This is a genomic window from Kribbella sp. NPDC051770 (assembly GCF_040681455.1).
In the GTDB taxonomy this organism is placed as follows: domain Bacteria; phylum Actinomycetota; class Actinomycetes; order Propionibacteriales; family Kribbellaceae; genus Kribbella.
In genome coordinates, this window is the sequence record NZ_JBFAYT010000001.1 from 1,118,303 (window position 1) to 1,137,604 (window position 19,302).

At 71.3% G+C, this 19,302-nt stretch carries 23 protein-coding genes; 9 read left to right on the plus strand and 14 right to left on the minus strand.

Going from position 1 to position 19,302, the window contains the following annotated elements; all coding sequences use genetic code 11:
* The first annotated feature begins 218 nt into the window (after nt 1–218).
* Entirely contained in the window at nt 219–1,472 is a 1,254-nt protein-coding gene (locus AB0M01_RS05375) for an MFS transporter (RefSeq protein ID WP_363665680.1), read from the plus strand.
* A 174-nt stretch (nt 1,473–1,646) separates the two neighbouring features.
* Nucleotides 1,647–2,273 carry a superoxide dismutase gene (locus AB0M01_RS05380; protein WP_363665682.1) on the plus strand — a complete coding sequence of 209 codons (627 nt, stop codon included), beginning with the start codon at nt 1,647–1,649 and terminating at the stop codon, nt 2,271–2,273.
* Nucleotides 2,274–2,328: 55 nt separating this feature from the next.
* On the opposite strand, the gene AB0M01_RS05385 is transcribed toward AB0M01_RS05380, so the two are convergent.
* Together AB0M01_RS05385 and AB0M01_RS05390 are read right to left on the minus strand one after the other, a co-directional pair.
* The gene (locus tag AB0M01_RS05385) at nt 2,329–2,775 is read right to left on the minus strand and encodes a YdeI/OmpD-associated family protein (RefSeq protein ID WP_363665684.1); all 447 of its coding nucleotides are present in this window, start codon (nt 2,773–2,775) and stop codon (nt 2,329–2,331) included.
* Nucleotides 2,772–3,548 (minus strand): alpha/beta fold hydrolase, encoded by a 777-nt coding sequence (locus tag AB0M01_RS05390; RefSeq protein WP_363665686.1) that lies wholly within the window; start codon nt 3,546–3,548, stop codon nt 2,772–2,774. The genes AB0M01_RS05385 and AB0M01_RS05390 overlap by 4 nt, the downstream gene beginning before the upstream one ends.
* A gap of 131 nt (nt 3,549–3,679) precedes the next feature.
* Between AB0M01_RS05390 and AB0M01_RS05395 the strand changes: the two genes are divergently transcribed.
* The gene (locus AB0M01_RS05395; protein ID WP_363665688.1) at nt 3,680–4,114 is read left to right on the plus strand and encodes a MarR family transcriptional regulator; all 435 of its coding nucleotides are present in this window, start codon (nt 3,680–3,682) and stop codon (nt 4,112–4,114) included.
* The gene (locus tag AB0M01_RS05400) at nt 4,111–5,508 is read left to right on the plus strand and encodes an MFS transporter (RefSeq protein WP_363665690.1); all 1,398 of its coding nucleotides are present in this window, start codon (nt 4,111–4,113) and stop codon (nt 5,506–5,508) included. Before AB0M01_RS05395 ends, AB0M01_RS05400 begins: the two co-directional genes overlap by 4 nt.
* A gap of 15 nt (nt 5,509–5,523) precedes the next feature.
* On the opposite strand, the gene AB0M01_RS05405 is transcribed toward AB0M01_RS05400, so the two are convergent.
* The gene (locus tag AB0M01_RS05405) at nt 5,524–6,780 is read right to left on the minus strand and encodes an RNA polymerase sigma factor (protein ID WP_363665691.1); all 1,257 of its coding nucleotides are present in this window, start codon (nt 6,778–6,780) and stop codon (nt 5,524–5,526) included.
* Between the two features lie 135 nt (nt 6,781–6,915).
* Here AB0M01_RS05405 and AB0M01_RS05410 point away from each other — a divergent pair, with 135 nt between their 5' ends.
* The gene (locus AB0M01_RS05410; RefSeq protein WP_363665693.1) at nt 6,916–7,290 is read left to right on the plus strand and encodes a YciI family protein; all 375 of its coding nucleotides are present in this window, start codon (nt 6,916–6,918) and stop codon (nt 7,288–7,290) included.
* Here the strand turns inward: AB0M01_RS05410 and AB0M01_RS05415 are convergent.
* The 4 genes from AB0M01_RS05415 to AB0M01_RS05430 form a co-directional block, all read right to left on the minus strand.
* Entirely contained in the window at nt 7,283–7,411 is a 129-nt protein-coding gene (locus AB0M01_RS05415; RefSeq protein ID WP_363665695.1) for a hypothetical protein, read from the minus strand. The genes AB0M01_RS05410 and AB0M01_RS05415 overlap by 8 nt on opposite strands.
* A gap of 28 nt (nt 7,412–7,439) precedes the next feature.
* Nucleotides 7,440–9,011 (minus strand): LCP family protein, encoded by a 1,572-nt coding sequence (locus tag AB0M01_RS05420; protein WP_363665697.1) that lies wholly within the window; start codon nt 9,009–9,011, stop codon nt 7,440–7,442.
* Nucleotides 9,012–9,139: 128 nt separating this feature from the next.
* On the minus strand, nt 9,140–9,922 hold the full coding sequence (locus AB0M01_RS05425; protein WP_363665699.1) for an ABC transporter permease: 783 nt from the start codon (nt 9,920–9,922) through the stop codon (nt 9,140–9,142).
* A complete protein-coding gene (locus AB0M01_RS05430; RefSeq protein ID WP_363665701.1) occupies nt 9,919–10,872 on the minus strand; it encodes an ATP-binding cassette domain-containing protein in 954 nt (317 codons plus the stop codon). Before AB0M01_RS05430 ends, AB0M01_RS05425 begins: the two co-directional genes overlap by 4 nt.
* Nucleotides 10,873–10,979: 107 nt before the next feature.
* Between AB0M01_RS05430 and AB0M01_RS05435 the strand changes: the two genes are divergently transcribed.
* The gene (locus AB0M01_RS05435; RefSeq protein ID WP_363665703.1) at nt 10,980–11,747 is read left to right on the plus strand and encodes a TetR/AcrR family transcriptional regulator; all 768 of its coding nucleotides are present in this window, start codon (nt 10,980–10,982) and stop codon (nt 11,745–11,747) included.
* 91 nt (nt 11,748–11,838) lie between these two features.
* Here the strand turns inward: AB0M01_RS05435 and AB0M01_RS05440 are convergent, their stop codons facing one another.
* From AB0M01_RS05440 to AB0M01_RS05450, 3 genes are all read right to left on the minus strand, one after another.
* Nucleotides 11,839–12,513 carry an SDR family NAD(P)-dependent oxidoreductase gene (locus AB0M01_RS05440; protein WP_363665705.1) on the minus strand — a complete coding sequence of 225 codons (675 nt, stop codon included), beginning with the start codon at nt 12,511–12,513 and terminating at the stop codon, nt 11,839–11,841.
* A gap of 80 nt (nt 12,514–12,593) precedes the next feature.
* The gene (locus AB0M01_RS05445) at nt 12,594–13,469 is read right to left on the minus strand and encodes a hypothetical protein (protein ID WP_363665706.1); all 876 of its coding nucleotides are present in this window, start codon (nt 13,467–13,469) and stop codon (nt 12,594–12,596) included.
* Between the two features lie 29 nt (nt 13,470–13,498).
* Nucleotides 13,499–14,404: a GntR family transcriptional regulator gene (locus AB0M01_RS05450; RefSeq protein WP_363665708.1), complete on the minus strand. Its 906-nt coding sequence runs from the start codon at nt 14,402–14,404 to the stop codon at nt 13,499–13,501.
* 101 nt (nt 14,405–14,505) lie between these two features.
* On the opposite strand from AB0M01_RS05450, the gene AB0M01_RS05455 reads away from it, so the two are divergent.
* On the plus strand, nt 14,506–15,711 hold the full coding sequence (locus tag AB0M01_RS05455) for an FAD-dependent monooxygenase (protein ID WP_363665710.1): 1,206 nt from the start codon (nt 14,506–14,508) through the stop codon (nt 15,709–15,711).
* Here AB0M01_RS05455 and AB0M01_RS05460 read toward each other — a convergent pair.
* The gene (locus AB0M01_RS05460; protein ID WP_363665712.1) at nt 15,683–16,306 is read right to left on the minus strand and encodes an HD domain-containing protein; all 624 of its coding nucleotides are present in this window, start codon (nt 16,304–16,306) and stop codon (nt 15,683–15,685) included. The two genes, AB0M01_RS05455 and AB0M01_RS05460, sit on opposite strands and share 29 nt — an antisense overlap.
* Nucleotides 16,307–16,419: 113 nt before the next feature.
* Here AB0M01_RS05460 and AB0M01_RS05465 point away from each other — a divergent pair, with 113 nt between their 5' ends.
* Entirely contained in the window at nt 16,420–17,406 is a 987-nt protein-coding gene (locus AB0M01_RS05465) for a DJ-1/PfpI family protein (protein ID WP_363665714.1), read from the plus strand.
* Between the two features lie 20 nt (nt 17,407–17,426).
* On the opposite strand, the gene AB0M01_RS05470 is transcribed toward AB0M01_RS05465, so the two are convergent.
* Together AB0M01_RS05470 and AB0M01_RS05475 are read right to left on the minus strand one after the other, a co-directional pair.
* Entirely contained in the window at nt 17,427–18,017 is a 591-nt protein-coding gene (locus AB0M01_RS05470; RefSeq protein ID WP_363665715.1) for a TIGR03086 family metal-binding protein, read from the minus strand.
* Between the two features lie 116 nt (nt 18,018–18,133).
* Nucleotides 18,134–18,277: a hypothetical protein gene (locus AB0M01_RS05475; RefSeq protein WP_363665717.1), complete on the minus strand. Its 144-nt coding sequence runs from the start codon at nt 18,275–18,277 to the stop codon at nt 18,134–18,136.
* Nucleotides 18,278–18,364: 87 nt separating this feature from the next.
* On the opposite strand from AB0M01_RS05475, the gene AB0M01_RS05480 reads away from it, so the two are divergent.
* Nucleotides 18,365–18,928: an HhH-GPD-type base excision DNA repair protein gene (locus AB0M01_RS05480; protein WP_363665719.1), complete on the plus strand. Its 564-nt coding sequence runs from the start codon at nt 18,365–18,367 to the stop codon at nt 18,926–18,928.
* Here AB0M01_RS05480 and AB0M01_RS05485 read toward each other — a convergent pair.
* Nucleotides 18,921–19,301: a hypothetical protein gene (locus AB0M01_RS05485; protein ID WP_363665721.1), complete on the minus strand. Its 381-nt coding sequence runs from the start codon at nt 19,299–19,301 to the stop codon at nt 18,921–18,923. The two genes, AB0M01_RS05480 and AB0M01_RS05485, sit on opposite strands and share 8 nt — an antisense overlap.
* Nucleotide 19,302 lies beyond the last annotated feature (1 nt).

The window sequence follows — 19,302 nt, forward strand, 5'->3', positions numbered from 1 at the left end:
GGCCGACGACGTTGCCTGTGGCTGAGGTCGCCTCGGCCGGGTGGTTGCTCAGCAGCTCCCGTAGAACTCGGGCTGGTGGGTGGTGGATGTCCGCAGCGGGGTGGCGCTGGTGGTGGATATCCGCAGCGGGGTGGCGCTGGTGATTGACACCCCGAGCGCGTGAATCGGCGCCGAACAGGTGTTGGAGTTCGGCGGCGCCGCGGCCGCATCGTCGGAGGATGAAGCGGACAGCAGGGTGCTACGGCGTGACCGGGGTGCTGAACGCCGCGTGGGGTGCGACCCTGCCGGCGACCGATGCGCGGCTCGATCTCGGGCCCGGGCGGCTCGGCGTGCTGCTGATGGCGCTGGCGCTCGGGGCGTTGGTGGCGATGCCGATCGCCGGGCGGCTGGCTGACCGGTACGGCGGGCGCCGGGTGCTGGTGTGGTCGCTGCGGGCGGCCGCGCCGGCGCCGGTGCTGGTCGCGGCTGCGCCGTCGTACGGGGTGCTGGTGGGGGCGGCGGTGGTGTTCGGGGTGCTGTCAGGGGCGCTGAACGTGGCGCTGAGTCTGCAGGCGGTGGGCGTCGAGCGGGCGACCGGGCGTGCGGTGATGGGGACGATGCACGGGACGTGGACACTCGGGGCGGTGCTTGGTGGGGCGCTGGCGACGGTCGGGCTGCGGGGTGGGTTGGAGGTGCGGGTGGTGTTGGTGCTGCTCGCGGGGGCGTTGAGTGTCGCGGCGGTTGTGATGACGCGCGGGCTGCCGTCGCCGCAGGTAGGCGACGCTCGCGGGCACCGAGGTCAGGCCTCGCCGGAAAGCGCGGAGCGCGGCACGAAGCTCGTGATCGCGCTCGGGGTCGTCGGAGCGGCCGCGTTCCTCACCGAAGGCGCGGCGACCGACTGGGCGGGGGTCCATGCGACCCGCGTGCTCGGCGCCGATCCGGCGATCGGGTCGCTCGTCTACACCGCGTTCTTCGTCGCGATGACCGTCGTCCGGTTCGTCGGGGATCCCGTCCGCGCCCGGCTCGGGCCGACGGCGACGATCCGGTACGCCGGCGCGGTCGCGACCGCCGGCTACGGGCTGGTGCTGCTCTCAGTTGTCGCTCCGGCAGCACAGGTCGGTACGGCGATGGCCGGCTGGATCCTGGCCGGCGCCGGGATGGCTGTCGTCTGGCCGGTCGTGGTGAGCACGCTCGGCAGCTCCGGCGCCTCCGGGCGGCGGCTGTCGAGCGTGACGACGATCAGTTACGGCGGCGGTCTGGTCGGGCCGGCGCTGATCGGCGCGGTCGCGGGGCAGGCCGGGCTCCCCGTGGCGCTGCTGATCCCGGCGGCACTGGCGGTGGTGGTCGCGAGCGCGGCTCCGGTCGTACTGGGGAGGTTCGTGGAAGGCGGGACGCGGGGTTCCCGGGGTGGTTCGAGAGGTCAGGGCTCTGAGCAGGTGGGCTGTGACGAGACTGGGAGACCTCCGGCGTGGGTGCGTGGCCGGAGTATGTGAAGCTGGAGGCGACCGGCGTGGTGTGAACGGCGCCGGACCGGGCACTGGTCGGGACATCCACGCCGCCCCGCGTGGTGACTTGACCTCAACCGTGGTTGAAGTTTCAAGCTGGTGTAGCTCGGACAGGACATCGGAGATACCGGCCCCCGCGCGGGCCCTGACGAAGGAGCAGAGTTGACCACGTACACGCTTCCCGACCTTTCCTACGACTACGGCGCACTGGCGCCGCACATCGCCGGGGAGATCATGGAGCTGCACCACTCCAAGCACCACGCCACCTACGTGAAGGGTCTGAACGACACGCTCGAGAAGCTGGCCGCGGCCCGCGAGGGCGGCGACTTCGGCGCGATCGTCGGGCTGGAGAAGACCCTCGCCTTCAACCTGGGCGGGCACGTCAACCACTCGATCTTCTGGAAGAACCTGTCGCCGGAGGGTGGGGACAAGCCGGACGGTGAGCTGGCGGCCGCGATCGACGAGTCGTTCGGCTCGTTCGACGCGTTCCAGGCGCACTTCACCGCGGCGGCGACCACCATCCAGGGCTCCGGCTGGGCCATCCTCGGCTGGGACGCGCTCGGCGGCGGCCTGCTGATCCACCAGCTGTACGACCAGCAGGGTCAGCTGCCGGCCGGGCAGATCCCGATCGTGATGCTGGACATGTGGGAGCACGCCTTCTACCTGCAGTACAAGAACGTCAAGCCGGACTACGTCAAGGCCTGGTGGAACGTCGTGAACTGGGCCGACGCCCAGCAGCGCTTCGACGCCGCCCGCACCAACGCCGGTGGCCTGATCACCGTCGGCTAGTTCGATTCCTGCAGCGTCCGGAAGAGGTCCCAGCCTCCTCCGGACGCACCGCAGGTCACCTCTGCCCGCGTCCTGACGCCAGGCGTTCGACCGCCTTGGTGATCCGGTTGGCGCGGGTTTCCGGTTTCTTGGCCTCCTCGATGCCGAGCACGAACCAGCGGCGCTGGCTGTACGAGAGCCCCTCGTAGAACGCCTTCGCCTTCGGGCTCGCGTCCAGGGCCGCGGCGAAGTCCGCCGGTACGGCGACCTCGCGCGGGGCCGTGTCGAGCTCCAGCTCGATCTCGACCTCGTCGCCCCCGGCGACCCCCGCCGCCGCGCGGTTGTCGGCGTTGACACCGACCATGTAGACCCCGCCCATCACCGCGACCGTGCTGCGGTAGGTGAAGTCGCCGATCGTCACCCGCACCGCGGGCTTCTTGCCCGCGCCGAACGACTCGACCACCTCGGGCGGGACCTCGAAACCGACCTTCGTCGTCCCCTGCAGAACCGTCCGGAACCTCATCCGAAGAACTCCTTCAGCGCGCCGGCCATCACGGCCGGGTCGACGTTGTGCTCCTGACCGTCGAGCGTACGGTGACTGCCGTCCACCAGCCCGGCCACGACGGCGAGGTTCCCGTCGACCATCCACTGCCACGACGCGCCGCCGGTCAGCACCCGCGTCGGGACACCCACCTTCGCGAGCGCGTCGACCGGGAGCGAGTAGTCACCCATCACCGTCGCGTCGTACGCGAGCGTGTGCGCGATCGCCTCCTGCGCGGGCCACCACGGCGACGCCTTCGCCATCGCGACGAACTCCTCCGGCAGCCCGACCACCTCGGCCATGAAGTACTCCGCCGCCTTGTCCCGCCGCCCGGCGGCGACGAAGTCCCGGTAGATGTCGGCGGTGTTCGCCAGCGGCCGCGGCCGGGTGCCGTCGAGGATGTACGGCGGCTCCCACAGCACCAGCCGCCCGACCGGCAGCCCCGAGGCCGTCGCCAGCAGCGCGAGCGCCGCACCCGACGACGTCCCGTAGACGTACGCCGTACCGCCCGCGGCCGCGATCACCGCGCCGAGGTCCTCGAACTCGCGCTCGACGGCGTACTCGGGAGCGTCGCCGGAGTCGCCGCGGCCGCGGCGGTCGTAGTTGTAGACGGTGAAGTGCTCGGCCAGCAGCGCGGCCAGCGGCGCGTTCGACATCCGGTCGACCGAGCCTCCGCAGACCAGGACCACCGCGGGTCCGGCGCCGAGCTTGTCGTAGGCGATCGGCGTACCGTCCGCCGAGGTGACCTTGTCCATCAGCTTGCTCCTCGTCTCGGGGGCCGCGGTCCGGCCTCGCACCACTGCGTCGATCACGCCAGCCCGGAATCGACACCGCTCTCCCGGAAGATTTCCATAAAGCTTGTATATAAATGAGCTATGCTTCTCGGATGGGTCACCACGACATCGGGGCCGCCCTCTACGGGCTGGCCACCAGAGCCACCCGGCGCCTGCCCCGGGACATGAGCCTGACGTCCGCCGCCACCCTGGCCACCCTGGACCGGACCGGCCCGCGACGCATCACCGATCTGGCCGCGGTCGAGGGCGTCACCCAGCCCGCGATGACCACGCTGGTCCGGGTGATGGAGGAGTCCGGCCTGGTCGAGCGGCGGGGTAATGCGTCCGACCGGCGGATCACGCTGGTGTGCCTGACCGAGGCCGGCGCCGCCTACGTCCGGGCGCGACGCCAGGCGGGCGTGGACGCGTTCGAGCGGTTGATCGGCCGGCTGTCCACCGACGAGATCGACGCGCTGCGGGCGGCCCTTCCGGCGCTGGACCATCTGGCCGAGCTCGAGAGCCAGGACCGCGAAGGGCCGAAGCAGTGACCGAGCGATCTGTCGATGTGACGGAGGACCGGCTGCTGGTCCCCGCCCTGGTGTTCATCGCGCTGGTCGTGGCGGCGGTGGCCAGCCTCGGGACGCCGCTGATCACCAGCGTGGCGACCTCCTTCCACGTCTCGCTCGGCAGCGCGCAGTGGACCCTGACGATCGCGTTGCTGAGCGGCGCCGTCGCCACGCCCGTCCTGGGCCGGCTCGGCGCCGGCCCGCACCGGCGAGCCACGATCCTCGCCACGCTGGCGATCGTGGTCGCCGGCAGCACGCTCACCGTCCTGCCGCTGCCGTTCGCGTGCCTGCTGATCGGCCGGGCGGCCCAGGGCGTCGGGCTCGGGCTGACGGCGCTGATGATGGGCGTGGCCCGGGACCACCTGCCCGAGAAGCGCAGCGCGGCCGTGATCGCGCTGATCTCGGTGGTCTCGATCATCGGGGCCGGCGTCGGCTACCCGCTGGCCGCGCTGCTCGCCGAGCTCGGCGGCGTACGGGCGGCGTACGGGCTCGGGCTGGTGGTGACCACGGCCGCCCTGCTGACCGCGTGGAGCTCGATGCCCGAAGCCCCTGAGGGCCGCTCCGCCCACCTGGACCTGGCGGGCGCGGTCGTCCTGGCCTGCGCGCTGGTGCTGGTGCTGCTCCTCGCGGGCGAGCGCAATCTGTGGAACCAGCACCTCGCCGTGGCGGCCGGCCTTGCCGCCGTCGCGGTGGTGCTGCTCGGCGCCTGGATCGTCGTCGAGCTGCGCAGTACGGCGCCGCTGGTCGACGTACGGGCGGTACGGCACCCGGCGGTCGCCGGGGCGAACCTGGCCATGTTCACAAGCGGGATCGGGATGTACCTGCTGCTCACGCTGATCACCCGGTACGCGCAGACGCCGAACGGCGCCGGGTACGGTTTCGGGCTGACGACCTTCGTCGCCGGCCTCGTGCTGATCCCGTTCTCGGTCTTGGGATTCGTCGCCGGCAAGCTCACACCGCGGGCCCGGACGCGGATCGCCGATCCGCTGCTCCTGGCCGCGAGCGCCGTCGTGGTCGGCGGCGGGTTCGCCCTGTTCGCGGCGGCCCGATCGCACCTGGTCGAGCTGTTCGTCGCGATGGGCGTGCTCGGCCTCGGCGTCGGCGGCTTCTCGGCCGCGATGCCCGGCGTCATCCTGGCCGTCACGCCCAAGAGCGAGACGTCGAGCGCGATGAGCTTCAACTACGTCGTCCGCAGCGTCGGGTACGCCCTGGGCAGCGCGATCGGCGGCCTGATCCTCGCCGCGGGCACCGACGGCCTCTTCCCCGCGGACAGCGCCTACACCACCGCGGCCCTGGTCGGCCTGGGCGCGATGGCGATCACCACGCTAATCAGCCTCGCACTCGCCCGCCGAGGCGGGTCCGCGACCAACCCGTGAGTCACGCGGTGCGGCTCAGCAGGCGGCGGCGCGGTCCAGCAGGAGCGCGCGCTCCCGCTCGTTACGGGTCAGCGACGCCGCCCGTTCGAACTCGGCCCGCGCCTCGTCGAGCCGGCCGAGCTTGAACAGCAGATCGCCGCGCACGCTCGGCAGCAGGTGGTAGTCCTTCAGCGCCGGCTCGTCGAGCAGCGCGTCGACCGCGACCAGCCCGTTCTCCGGGCCGAACGCCATCGAGATCGCGACCGCGCGGTTCAGCTCGACCACGGGTGACGGCACAGCAGCAGCGAGTACGGCGTACAGCCCGGCGATCCGCGCCCAGTCGGTGTCCTCGGCCTCAGCCGCCCGCGCGTGACAGGCGGCGATCGCGGCCTGCAGCACGTACGGGCCGGGCTCGCCGTCGAGCGCCCAGGCGCGATCGATGCTCTCCAGGCCGCGCCGGATCAGCAGCCGGTCCCAGCGGCGGCGGTCCTGGTCGAGCAGCAGCACCGGCTCGCCGGCCGGGCCGACGCGGGCCTTCACGCGGGACGACTGCAGCTCCATCAGCGCGAGCAGGCCGTGCACCTCGGGCTCCTGTGGCAGCAGCTCGGCGAGCAGCCGGCCGAGCCGGATCGCCTCGTTGCACAGGCTCGGGCGCATCCAGTCGTCGCCAGCAGTCGCGGAGTACCCCTCGTTGTAGATCAGGTAGACGACCTCGAGCACGGAGCCGAGGCGGCTCAGCAACTCGTCACCGGTCGGGACCTCGAACCCGACCTCGGCCTTCGCAAGGTTGCGCTTGGCGCGCACGATCCGCTGCGCGATGGTCGCCTCGGGGGCGAGGAACGCGCGAGCGATCTCGTCGGTCTTCAGCCCACCGAGCAGTCGCAGCGTCAGGCTGACCCGGGCGTCGGTGGTGATCACCGGGTGGCACGCGGTGAACACCAGTCGCAGCAGGTCGTCCTCGATGGTGTCCTCGAGGATCGCCTCGACGTCGTCCTCGACCGAGTCGCCGTCGATCTCCAGCTCGTGGCCCATCTCCGCGAGCTTGCGCTGGTAGGTCTCCTTGCGCCGGATCAGGTCGATTGCCCGCCGCTTGGCGATCGCCATCAGCCAGGCGCCCGGGTTCCGCGGTACGCCGGACTCCGGCCACTGCTCCAGCGCCGCGACCAGCGCGTCCTGCGCCAGCTCCTCGGCCAGGCCGACGTCGCGCACGATCCGCGCCACCCCGGCCACGATCCTGGCCGACTCGATCCGCCAGACCGCGTCGATCGCCCCGTGCGTGTCCGTCACCGTCACCCGACCGATAGAACAGCACCCCCGGGGTCACGGCAAGCGGCGTCCGCCGAAATCTGTTCGGACCAGCATGTCGATCTCCCGATGACCCGGTCGACGTGAGAGTAAGTGACCGACCGACCAACGAGGAGTCAGCAGATGCGCTACATGATCATCAACAAGGCCGACGAAGCCAGCGAAGCCGGGCGGATGGTGAGCGACCAGGTCGCCGCGAACGTCGGCGCGCTGGTCGACGACCTGGCCAAGGCGGGGGTGCTGCTGGTCGCCGAGGGCGTGCACCGCAGCGCGCTCGGCGCGCGGGTGAAGGTGACCGGCGGCAAGCGCACCGTGACCGACGGCCCGTTCGCCGAGACCAAGGAGCTGATCGGCGGCATCATCGTCGTCGAGGTCCGCAGCAAGGACGAGGCGATCGAGTGGGCCGCACGGCTCGCCGAGGCCCTGGACGACGAGGTCGAGGTCCGGCGGGTCGTCGACGAGGCCGACTTCGGCCCGGACTCCGACCTGTTCACCTGAGCACGCCCTTCGTCAGCTCGTAGAGCCGGCGAGCAGCACCCGGATCGAAGGTCGGTAACGACGGATCCACCGGCCGGTCGAGCGCGCGCAGAATCAGGCGCTCGGCCGGCTGCTCGTCCATCAGCGCGATGGTTCCCCGGATGTGTGGACTAAGGCGTATCGCCCGACGGGTGGTACGCGCACGCATCCCGCAGATCCTCCGTCGGACCCGCGGGCGGCGCGGCGGGAGTGCCGGACTTGCCCGGCTTGCCGGGTGTCACCGGAGTACTGGGCGGCGGCGCCGGGGTGTCGGCCGGGTCGTGCTCAAGGGCCTTCTCGATGGTTTCGCGCAGCCCGTCGTAGTCGGGGTGCAGGTACTTCATCTTCAGCTTCGACTGGTCGAGGGCGACGTTCGAGACCGTCCCGGACTTCACCTTCAGGGCCAGTTGGACCAGCGCGGGCAGCAGCTCCTGCGGGATGTCGGTGCGGAGCAGGTTCTTCCCGGCTCGCGCGATCGCCTGGTACTTCGTGACCAGGGTCTTCGGGTCGGCCGCGTCGACGATGCCCTTGATCGCGCAGCGCTGCCGGATCTGGCGCTGGTCGTCGTCCGCGCCGTACCGGCCACGCGCGAACCAGAGTGCCTTGAAGCCGTCCAGGTGCTGGTTCGGGCCGGGCTCGATCCACTGGCCGGGCGGGATGTGCGAGCTGCTGATGCCGCCCATCGCGACCCGCTCGTTGACGTTCACGGTGATCCCGCCGAGCGCGTCGACGATCTGGTCGAAGCCCTGCAGGTTCACCTGCAGGTAGTAGTCGATGTCGAGCCCGGTGGCCTCGCCGACGGACTGCTTGACCACGTCGGCGCCCTCGTTGTCGGACGGGCCGAGGATCCCCGGGTGCGCCTCGGGGATGTTCTGGTACATCGCGGTCAGCATCCACTCCAGCCGCCCGGTCAGGCTCAGCCCCTCCTTGCCGAAACCGCTCGGGTAGAACTTGTGCAGCGGCGAGTCCTTCGGGAACGGCATGAACATCAGCTGCCGCGGCAGCGAGATCAGCGCCGTGTCCCCGGTCTTGGTGTCGATGCTCGCGACGATCACGGTGTCGGTCCGGACGCCGATCCGTCCCTTGCCGTCGTCACCGCCGAGCAGCAGCAGGTTCAGCCGCGGCTTGTCCTCCCACGGGTCCTTCACGTTCACCGTCTCCGGCCGGGTCGCGCTCTTGCTCTCGCCCTGGGAGACGAACACGTTGGTCACCAGATCGCGCTGCGCGAGCACACTCTGTACGCCGACCGCCGCCGGCGCCGTGATCGCGAAGCAGAGCAGCCCGACGAAGACCGCCCCGGCGGCCCGCCCGGCCGGCCCACCCGTTGCCGGGCGCAACAACCGGTGCGAGGCGACGACCACGATCACCCAGCCGAGCGCCAGCGCGCCGATCGCGATCGCGGCCCCGAGCAGCCGGTTCGGGATCACCGACGACTCGACCACCTCGGCCCGGCGCCAGAACCCGACGTACAGGCCGAAGCCGACCAGCCCGAGGGTCAGGGTGAGCACGAACGCACCGATCCGGCGGCGGCCGCCGAGAATCAGCCCGGCCCCGGGCAGGATCGCGCTGACCAGGGTCAGCCCGAGTGACTGAGGCACCGTCCGGGCGCGGCTGTGCCGGGCCTCGGAACGCCCCTCGGACTGTCCGTCGCCGGGCGTGCCGGCCTGTCCCGCGGCGCGGGTGGCGCGTGAACGACTCCCCATGGTTCCCCTGTCGATGCCCCGTGACCTGGGAAGCAGGTACCCAGGTCGCACACTGGTAGAGACGTTGGGCGGGGTCGATCGGTTTACCTCGGGAAAAGTCTACTGGCTCACGTGCCACCCGCGGGGGACTAACGGGACAGGTTCCGGAACCTGCGGGCCGACAGCGGCAGGAACACGATCACCAGGAGCAACGGCCAGATCACCGCCCCGGCGAGCGCGTGCTCACCGATCCACGACCCGGCCGATCCGCCCGGGTTGCCGAACAGCCCGCGGGCCGCGGTCGCCGTCGACGACATAGGGTTCCACTGCGAGACCGCGCCGAGCCAGTCCGGCATCGTCGCGGTGTTCACGAACGCGCTGGACAGGAACCCGATCGGCCAGATCGCCACCTGGATCACGGTGATCGACTCCGCGTTGCGCACCGACAACCCGATGAAGATCCCGACCCAGAGCAGCGCGAACCGCAGCAGCAGGAGCAGCCCGAACGCCGCCAGCGCCTCCAGCGGCGACCCGTGCCAGCGCCAGCCGAGCGCGAGCCCGGTGCCGGCCAGGACGACCAGCGTGACCGCCGAGTCGAGCATGTCGGCGATGCACCGGCCCAGGACGACGGCCGCCGAGCTCATCGGCAGCGACCGGAACCGGTCCGTCACGCCCTTCGCCGCGTCGGTGGTGATCGCGGTCATCGTGCCTTCGAGCCCGAACAGCATCGCCAGCGTGAAGATCCCCGGCACCAGCAGCTCGTAGTACGACTCACCGCCCGGCATCTCCATCGCACCGCCGAGCAGCGCACCGAACATCAGCAGCATCAGCACCGGGAAGAACCAGCCGAAGATCACCAGCCCGGGCTGGTTGCGCCAGTGCGTGAGCGTGCGCAGCGCGATCGTCCAGCCGTCGGCCAGCGCCCACCTCATGCCGCCACCTCCGCTCCGGTCAGGTGCAGGAAGACCTCGTCCAGCGTCGGGCGTCTCAGCGTGATGTCCTCCGGCTCGATCCGTACGTCGCGCAGCGCGGTCGCCACGTCGACGAGTGCTCGGGTGCGGTCCTTCACCGGGACGCTGACGGTCAGGTCGTCGACCCGGATCTCCCCCTCGGCCAGCCGCTCGACCAGGCCAAGCACCACCGGGACGTCGCCGGGGTCGGCCAGCACCAGGTCCAGCCAGTCGCCGCCGAGCTGGGCCTTCAGCTGGTCCGGGGTGCCCTCGGCAACGACCTTGCCGGCCTTGAGCATCGAGATCCGGTCGGCGAGCTGGTCGGCCTCCTCCAGGTATTGCGTGGTCAGCAGCACCGTCGTACCGGCCCGGACCAGGTCGCGGACCGCGGACCAGACCTCGCGCCGCCCGGCCGGGTCGAGCCCGGTGGTCGGCTCGTCGACGAACAGCAGCGCCGGGGCGACGATCAGGCTGGCGGCCAGGTCGAGGCGCCGGCGCATCCCGCCGGAGTACTTGCTCGCGGCCTGGTCCGCGGCGTCGTGCAGGGCGAAGCGGTCGAGCAGCTCGTCGGCGCGCTGCGCGGCCGCCCTGCGGGAGAGGTGGTTGAGGCGGCCGAACAGCACCAGGTTCTGGCGGCCGGTGAGGATCTCGTCGACCGCGGCGTACTGGCCGACCAGGCCGATCCGTTTCCGGACCTCCTGGCCCTGGCGGCGTACGTCGTACCCGGCGACGGTCGCGACGCCGGAGTCCAGGTCGAGCAGCGTGGACAGGATCCGGACCGCGGTGGTCTTGCCGGCGCCGTTCGGGCCGAGCAGTCCCACCACCGACCCGGCGCCCACCTCGAGATCGAACCCGTTCAGGCCCGCCCCCTCGGTGCCGCCGGGGTAGTTCTTGCGCACGTCGTCGGCGACGATCACGCGTTCTGCAGTCACTTCCACCTCGTTCTCGAGTTGTTCCGTACGGTCTTGGTACGGCGTACCGTACACCGTACGACTCAGGTACGATCGGGTAAACGACGAGCGGTTGGAGTTTGTTCCCGGTGAGTGCAAAGAAGTCCGCGGCGCCCGATCCGGCGCGCAGTCTGGCCCTGCTCTGGGGCAGTCACAGCAAACCCGGGCGCTCCGGGCTGACCGTGCGCGCGATCGTCGACGCGGCCATCGGGCTCGCCGACGCCAACGGGCTGGAGGCGGTCTCGATGCGGATGGTCGCCGAGCAGCTCAAGGCCGGGACGATGTCGCTCTACACGCACGTCCCGGGCAAGGGCGAGCTGACCGACCTGATGTTCGACAGCGTGTACGCCGACCTGTACGCCGACGTCGACGAGCCGGCGCGGCAGAGCGGGTGGCGGGCGGGGATGGAGTTCGTCGCGCTGCGGAACTGGGAGGTGCTGATGGCGCACCCCTGGATCCACGAGGTGCCGGCGATCCGGAGCGCGCTCGGGCCGAACATCACGCTCAAGTACGAGGCCGAGCTGCGCCCGCTGGACGGGTCAGGGCTGAGTGACGTCGAGATGGACTCGGCGCTGACGCTCGTCCTCACCCATGTGCAGGGGACGGCGCGGGGCGCCGCGGAGCATCAGCGGACGCAGCAGGAGACCGGGCTGACCGATGAGGAGTGGTGGCTGACCACTGGGCCGCTGCTCGACCGGTACATGGCTGGGTTGGCGGATCGCTTTCCGGTCGCTGGGCGGGTGGGGACGGCGGCGGGCGAGCAGTACCAGGCGGCGATGGACTCCGACCACGCGTTCCGCTTCGGGCTGGACCGGATCCTGGACGGGATCCAGCTGCTGATCGACTCGCGGAGCTGACCCCGCGCCCTTCGGGCGCGGGTGGAGAAAGAAGAGCGGGGGACGGGAGCCCGGGGACCGGGCCGGTGGGCGGGGAGCTTGCCCGCTCCGCTCACACCGGGATGTGAGCTCCGGTGATCGCGTCGGAGTCGACCAGGAAGTGGATCGCCTTGGCGATCCGGCTCGGCGGGGTCCAGTGGGTGGTGTCGGCGTTCGGGCGGGACGCGCGGTTGGTGGGGGTGTCGATGGTGCCGGGCAGGATCGTGTTCACCCGGATGTGGTCGGCGGCGTACTCGACGGCGAGGGCGTCGGCGAAGGCGATCACGCCGGCCTTCGAGGTGATGTAGCCGGCCGCGCCGGGGAACGGTTTGAGCGCGGTCTGGCTCGACGTACAGACGATCGCGCCGCCTCCGTTGGCGATCAGGTGCGGGACGGCGGCCTGGGTGATCAGGTAGAGCGGGCGCAGGTTGAGCGCGAGCTGCCGCTCGAAGTCCTCGACCGGCGTCTCGTGGACGCGCTTGCCCGAGTCGAACCCGCCGACCAGGTTCACCAGCGCGTGCAGCGGCGCGGACTCCTCGGAGGTCGCGAGCGCGACGACATCGGCCGCACCGGCCGGGTCCGACAGATCCGCGAGCACCGGAGCGAGTCGCTCGTTCGCCCCGAGCGCGGCGAGCGACTCCTCACTACGACCTGGTACGACGACCCGCCACCCACCGGCCAGCAGCTCGGCCGTCACCGCCCCACCCAGCCCACCGGTGCCCCCGGCAACAATCACAGTGCGCGTCATTGCAGCAGCCTAGTCCCACCACCCCCGTCGCGCTGCGCGCGACTGGGAGGGGAGAAGACGAGGGGCGGGCGGCGCGCCTGTTACTCGGGCAGCGCCAGCGTGCGGCCGGCGTCCCTCGCCGCGTTGATCGACCTCGTGAACGTGTCCTTCAGCGCGGCCGCTTCGTCCGAGAACCCCTGGACCAGCGCCGTGTCCCCCGCCGGTTCCGTGCGCGCGAGCAGCTCGATGTAGCGGTCACCGTCCTCCAGCGCCGCTTCAGCGCGCAGCGCAGCGTCCGCGGAGCGCACGCGGTCGGCGTACTGTTCCAGCAGCTCAACCTTCCGCTTGGTCGCATCGACCGACCGCGACAGCGCCCGCCGCTGCGGGCCGAGCACCGCCTCCAGCTCCGCCGTCGCCATCCCGCGCGCGACCTCCTGCTGCCGTGCCCGCAGGACCGACTGCTCGTGCAGCACCTGGCCGATGTCCCACAGCTGCTCCGGCAGCACCAGTTCGTTCTGCATCTCGTCGAGTAGTCCGCGCTGCGTGACCGTTGCCCCCAGCACCGTTTTCACGGCTCGCTGGGCCCGCCCGAGCAGCTTGCCCGACGGCTCGTCGAAGTCCTCGGCCAGCAGGTACTTTCCGTGCTGCTGCCGGACCTGCTTGCGCCCGCCGTCCTCCACCACCGACCGGACCACGATCCCGCCGGTCGCGACCACCGCGACGACAGCGAGTGACACCGCGGCCCACGCCGCGACGTCGGTCGGCAGCGTGAGCGCCAGGACGATCACCGCGAGCGTCCAGCCGCCGACGCAGACCGCGAGCCAGACCAGCATCGTGCCGAAGGTGTTGCCGGGCGCCTCCGACCACGACGTACTGCGCTTCGGCCGCGGCTGACCGGCGGGCACGAACAGCTCGGGCCTGCGCTCGAACAACCGGCGTACCGCGATCGGCACGCCCGGCGCGAACACCGGATCCATCGCCACCTCCACCCTTCGGTCGACGACACTCAGCGTAGCCGCGCCCGTACCGGTTCGAGGCGCGCGCCCAGCCCGTCGAGCACCAGTTGCAATCCGAACTCGAACAACTGGTCCAGATCGAAGTCGAAGTCGAACTCCTCCCCCAGCGCCCGGAACCCCGCCAGTCCACCAGCCAGTACGGCGAGCCGCTCCGCCTGCTCACCGGCCCACTCGTCCGCGGTCATCCCGGTGTCCTGCTCGGCCAGCGCCTCGGCCTCCAGGTTGAGCGCGACGCCGCGCACGTACCCGAACACCGTGATCGCGGCGTACATCGCCGTACTCGGGTCGACCCCGAACCCACCGACCGCCCGCAGGACGACGTCGGTGTGCGACAGCAGACTCGGCAGCAGCTGCGGCCGACCGATCGTCACCGCCCCCGCGAGCCACAGGTGCCTCCGGTACGCCGACCACTGCAACCGCGCAGCGGCCTCGATCGCCGCCCGCCAGTCCGCGGGCTCGTCGGCCGGGAGCGGGAAGTCCGCGAGCGCCCGGTCGACCATCTGCAGCACCAGCGCGTCCTTGCCGCCGACGTGCCGGTAGAGCCCCATCGTCGACACGCCCAGCTCGCTCGCGATCCGCCGCATCGACAGCGCGGCGAGCCCCTCGGTGTCGGCGAGCGCGATCGCGACCCGGACCACCTCGTCGCGGCTGAGCGCCGGTTCGCCGGCCCGGGCCGCCGTCCGCCGGGCCGGCCCGACGACCGTGCCGACGCCGGGCCGCGCGTGCACGAGCCCTTCGGCCTGCAGCGTCGTGAGCGCCTTCGTCGCGGTCGCCATCGCGACGCCGTACTCGCGCATCAGCTCGCGCGTCGACGGGACGCGCTCACCGCGCCCGAGCTCGCCGGTGCTGATCCGCAGCCGCAGCGCGGCGGCGATCTGCTGGTACGGCGCTGTCATCTGCCCTCCTCAGGAGTGCCCTAGTGCACGTGGACGGCGCCTGAGCCGGTCCGGCATCGTGCTGCGTACACCGTACAGCGCACTACCCCCAGGGAGACACCATGAAGGTACTGATCAGTGGCGCCGGGATCGCCGGGCCGGCCCTCGCGTACTGGCTGCAGCGCGCCGGGTTCACGCCGACCGTCGTCGAGCTCGCGGCCGCGCCGCGGCCGGGCGGGCAGACCGTCGACCTGCGCGGCGTCGCGCGGGACGTCATCGAGCGGATGGGCCTGATGCCCGCGGTCAAGGCGCGGCAGCTGCACGAGAAGGGGATGGCCTACGTCCGCGCCAACGGCAAGCGCGCCGCGGCGCTGCCGGCCGAGCTGCTCGACGGCGCCGGGCCGGTCGCCGAGATCGAGATCCTGCGCGGCGACCTGTCCGAGATCCTGCTCGCGGCGACGCCGGACGTCGAGTACCTGTACGGCGACTCGATCGCCGGGCTGGCGCAGTCGGCGGACGGCGTACGGGTGACGTTCCGGAGCGGGACCGTGCGGGACTTCGATCTCGTCGTCGGGGCGGACGGGGTGCACTCGCGGGTGCGGGCGCTGGCGTTCGGCCCGGAGCGCGAGTTCGTGCAGCACCTCGGCGGGTACGGGTCGTACTTCACGATGCGGGTGCCCGAGGACCTGGACGGGTGGATGAAGGTCCACAGCTCGCCCGGGGGCCGGTGGGTGGGTCTGCGGCCGGATCACGATCCGCGGTTCGTGCGGGCGTTGCTCAGCTTCCGGTCGCCGGAGCTCACCTTCGACCGGCACGACCTCCCGGCGCAGAAAGCCTTGCTGCGCAAGGTCTTTCGAGGTGCCGGCTGGTACACCCGAGAGGTGCTCGACGGGATGGACGCCGCCGATGACTTCTACCTCGACAGCACCAGCCGGGTCGTCGTCCCCGAGTGGTCGCGCGGCCGGGTCGTGCTGCTCGGCGACGCCGGGTACTGCGGGTCGCCGCTGGCCGGGCACGGGACGGCGATGTCGCTGGTCGGCGCGTACGTGCTCGCCGGGGAGCTTGCCGCGAGCAACGATCATCGGCGCGCGTTCCCGGCGTACCAGGAGGTGATGCGCGAGTACGTCGTACAGCGCAGCGCCCTGCCGCCGGGCGGGATCGCGATGGCGATGCCGAGGACCGCGCTCGGGATCCGCGCCCGGGACCTGATGACCGCGACGATGACCTCCCGGCCGTTCCGCGGCGTCCTGGCCAAGGCCGCCGCGGCCCAACCGGACGCGATCGAGCTGCGTGACTACCTCACTCCGGCCACTCCGAGCCGAGGATGACGTCGACGAAGTTGGTCCGCTCGAACCCAGGCACGAACCGGTCGAGCACGTCGGCCTTCACGTTGCCGAAGGTGGTCGCCGGGCGGTGCTTGATGCCCTCGGTGAACGCGTGCAGGATCCGGTTCTTGAAGTCCGGACGCGGGTGCGCGGCAACGATCTCCGCCCGCTCGGCGGCGGTGATCCGGTCCAGGCCGAGCCCGAGCACGTCGGCCTCGACGCCACGGGTGACCAGCGCGATCTCCGGCTGCATGTGCAGCGGGACCTCGGGCGTCGTGTGCAGCGCGATCGCCGTCCAGACGGCCTGCACGTCGGCGTCGGCGATGCCGTTGCCACGCAGGAAGTCGGCGGCCGCGTCGGCGCCGTCGATCTCGAACCGCTGCTGGGAATCCCGGTACCCGGCGGTCAGGCCGAGGTCGTGGAACATCGCCCCGACGTACAGCAGCTCCGGGTCGTAGCTCAGGTCGCGGCCGTGCAGCGCGCCGAACAGGTACACCCGGCGCGAGTGGTCGTACACCAGGTCGTCGGTCACGTCGCGAACCAGCTCGGTCGCCGCGGTGGCGAGCTTGCTGTCCGGGATCTCGATCCCTGCGATCACTGTGGTCAGCCTCCTTCTTCGGTCGGTTTCCTCCAGCGTGACGCGGCGCGGGCGTCCGGCGTACGGGCGATCCGGACGGGTGGCCCACGGATCCGGACACGCATACTGCTGTCGTGGAACGCGTTGTCGTGGTGGTCGTGTACGACGGGGTCCGGCTGCTCGACGTGACCGGGCCGCTGGAGGTCTTCGCGGTCGCCAACGAGCAGGGCGGCGGGGCGTACCGGTCGGTGATCGCTTCGCCGGACGGTCGCGATGTGGTCGCCAACACCGGGACGCGGCTGGGCGTCGACGTGAGCCTGGCCGACGTCGACGCGCGGGGTGCGACGCTGGTGGTGCCGGGTGGGCCGAACTGGTTGCACACGATCAGCGATGCGGGATTGCTGGCCTCGATCCGGGCGTTGTCGGCTCAGTCGTCGCGGACGGCGTCCGTCTGTGCGGGGGCGTTCGCGCTGGCCGCGGCGGGGTTGCTCGACGGGCGGCGGGCGACGACGCACTGGGAGCTCGCCGACCAGCTCGCGCTGCGGTTTCCCGCCGTACGGGTGGACAGCGACGCGATCTTCGTGCAGGACGGGCCGGTGATCACGTCCGCCGGGGTGACGTCGGGGATCGATCTGGCGTTGGCGCTCGTCGAGGCCGATCTCGGATCTGCTGTGGCGCGGCTGGCCGCCAAGCATCTCGTGGTGTTTCTGCAGCGGCCTGGTGGTCAGTCGCAGTTCAGCGTGCGGTTGAGCGCCGGGCAGGCGCGGCACGAGCTGGTGCGGGGTGTGCTCGACTCGATCACCGTCGACCCGGCCGGAGACCACAGCTTGACCGCGCTCGCTTCACGGGCCGGCGTCAGTGAGCGGCATCTGACGCGGCTGTTCAACGACGAGGTCGGTACGACGCCCGGCCGCTTCGTCGAGAAGGTCCGGGTCGAGGCGGCGCAGCACCTGCTCGAGGCGACGACGGATCCGCTGGACGTGATCGCCCGGCGTACGGGCCTGGGGACCGCTGAGACGCTCCGGCGGGCGTTCACCCGGGTCCTCGGCATCAGCCCCGGCGCCTACCGCAACCGCTTCCACACCAGCGGGGTGGTCACCTCGGCCTCGATCGAGCGGTGAGCTCGCGCCGGCGGTGAGCTTCAGTCGAGCGGTGAGACCCAGTCCGGGTTGCGGCCGAGCAGGGCGAGCAAGGTCTCGAAGTCGCCGGCCTCACCAGGCACCTTCACCGCCCGATCGAACGCAGCCCCCGGCCCCCGGCTCCCCTCGGTGTCCGGAATCCGCCGCGCGAGACTGAGCGCCATCTCCACCATGTCCACCGGCGGCTCGTACGGTACGTCGATCGCCCGCGCCAGATCCCACGCGTGCACCACGCAGTCGAGCTGGTGGAACGTCAGCGCCACCCGCCGCGGAAACGTCCCGAACTCCCGCACCTCGATCGGCCGGTCCAGCGCCCCACCATCGGCGAACGCCTCCGCCACCTTCACGTTCGACCGCCGGTAGGCCCCGGCCGGGTTGTCCCCCAGCCGCCCCCCGTTCCAGGTCTGCACCGGAGCCGACCCGTTCGCCGCCGCAGCCGCGAACCCCTCGTTGTCACTCACGATGTGCCGCAGCAGCCCGCGCACAGTCCAGTCCGGACAGGGCGTCGGAAACCAGAGCTGCTCAGCCCGAACCTGCATCACCACTTCCCCGAGCACCGCACCAGCCCGCCGGTCCAGATCCCGAATATCCACCCAAACCCCTCCCGTAGCCGCCCAGCCGAGCATAGGCCCGCGCCCGCACGCCCACCGGAAACCGGCCGAGATCCACGGGTTAACCCGCACGCGTGCGGCGTACGGCAGGAGTTGGGTCAGCCGCCCACAACCCCCGTCGCGATGTCCTGCTCCACGTTCCGCCCGCCCTCAGGCTCCAGCACCGGCGTCCCCGGGTGCGTGCTGACCGTGTCCTCGATGCGGATCGGGTCCGGCAGGCGCGTGTAGTCGGGCTCGCTCATCAGAACCTCCGAGAATCAGGCCACGTGGAGCTCCCAGTGTGCCCGCCCGCAGGCCCGAGCGGGAAGGATGCGTGCGACGATGGCCTCATGGGTTTCCAGATCGCCAACGAACCCGAGGCCGACAAGGTCCTCGACCAGTACCCGTTCGCCGTCCTGGTCGGCATGATGCTCGACCAGCAGTACGGCATGGAGCACGCCTTCCGCGGCGGCTACAAGGTCCTCAGCCGCTTCGGCAACCTCGACCCGGCGGCGATCGCCGCCGCTGACCCCGAGGAGTTCAAGGCGCTCTGCAGCACTCCCCCGGCGATCCACCGCTTCCCCGGCTCGATGTCGGCCCGCCTGCAGGAGCTCGCGGCGCTGATCGAGTCCAAGTACGACGGCGACGTCACCCGCCTGTGGACCGAACCGGACACCGGCAAGGAGCTCCTCAAGCGCGTCCAGGAGCTCCCCGGCTTCGGCAAGCAGAAGGCACAGATCTTCGTCGCCCTCCTCGCCAAGCAGCTCGGCATCAAGCCCGCGGGCTGGGAAGCCGCCGCCGGCGACTACGCCCTCGACGGCTACCGCTCGGTCGCCGACGTCGTCGACGCCGACTCCCTCCTCAAGGTCCGCGAGTACAAGCAGGCCAAGAAGGCCGCCGCCAAGCTCAGCTGAGCTCCCCTACATCGGCAACGGTGTGTCCCGACTTCGGGCACACCCAAACCGCCGCATCCTCCACCAACTGCGCCTCCAGTGGATGCGTCCCTGGGTGCTCCTCACACTCCGGCCAGCTAGTCGACCGTCCGGCCAGCCACAACTCCTCCACCACGAACTCCTGCACCTGATCCGCCACATGCTGCACCAGCTCAGCGCCACTCATCTCCCGAGGCGCCAGCAATCCCGTCCGCGCAGGCCACTGCGCCGACAACAGCACCACCGACTCGTACGCCGGATCCGCGGTCACCGACTCGTCCGCCACCCGCAGCGCCGGCCCACCGGTCCGCTCGAGATCCCGCACCACCAGCCGCAGCGCCGAGGCAAGCTCCATG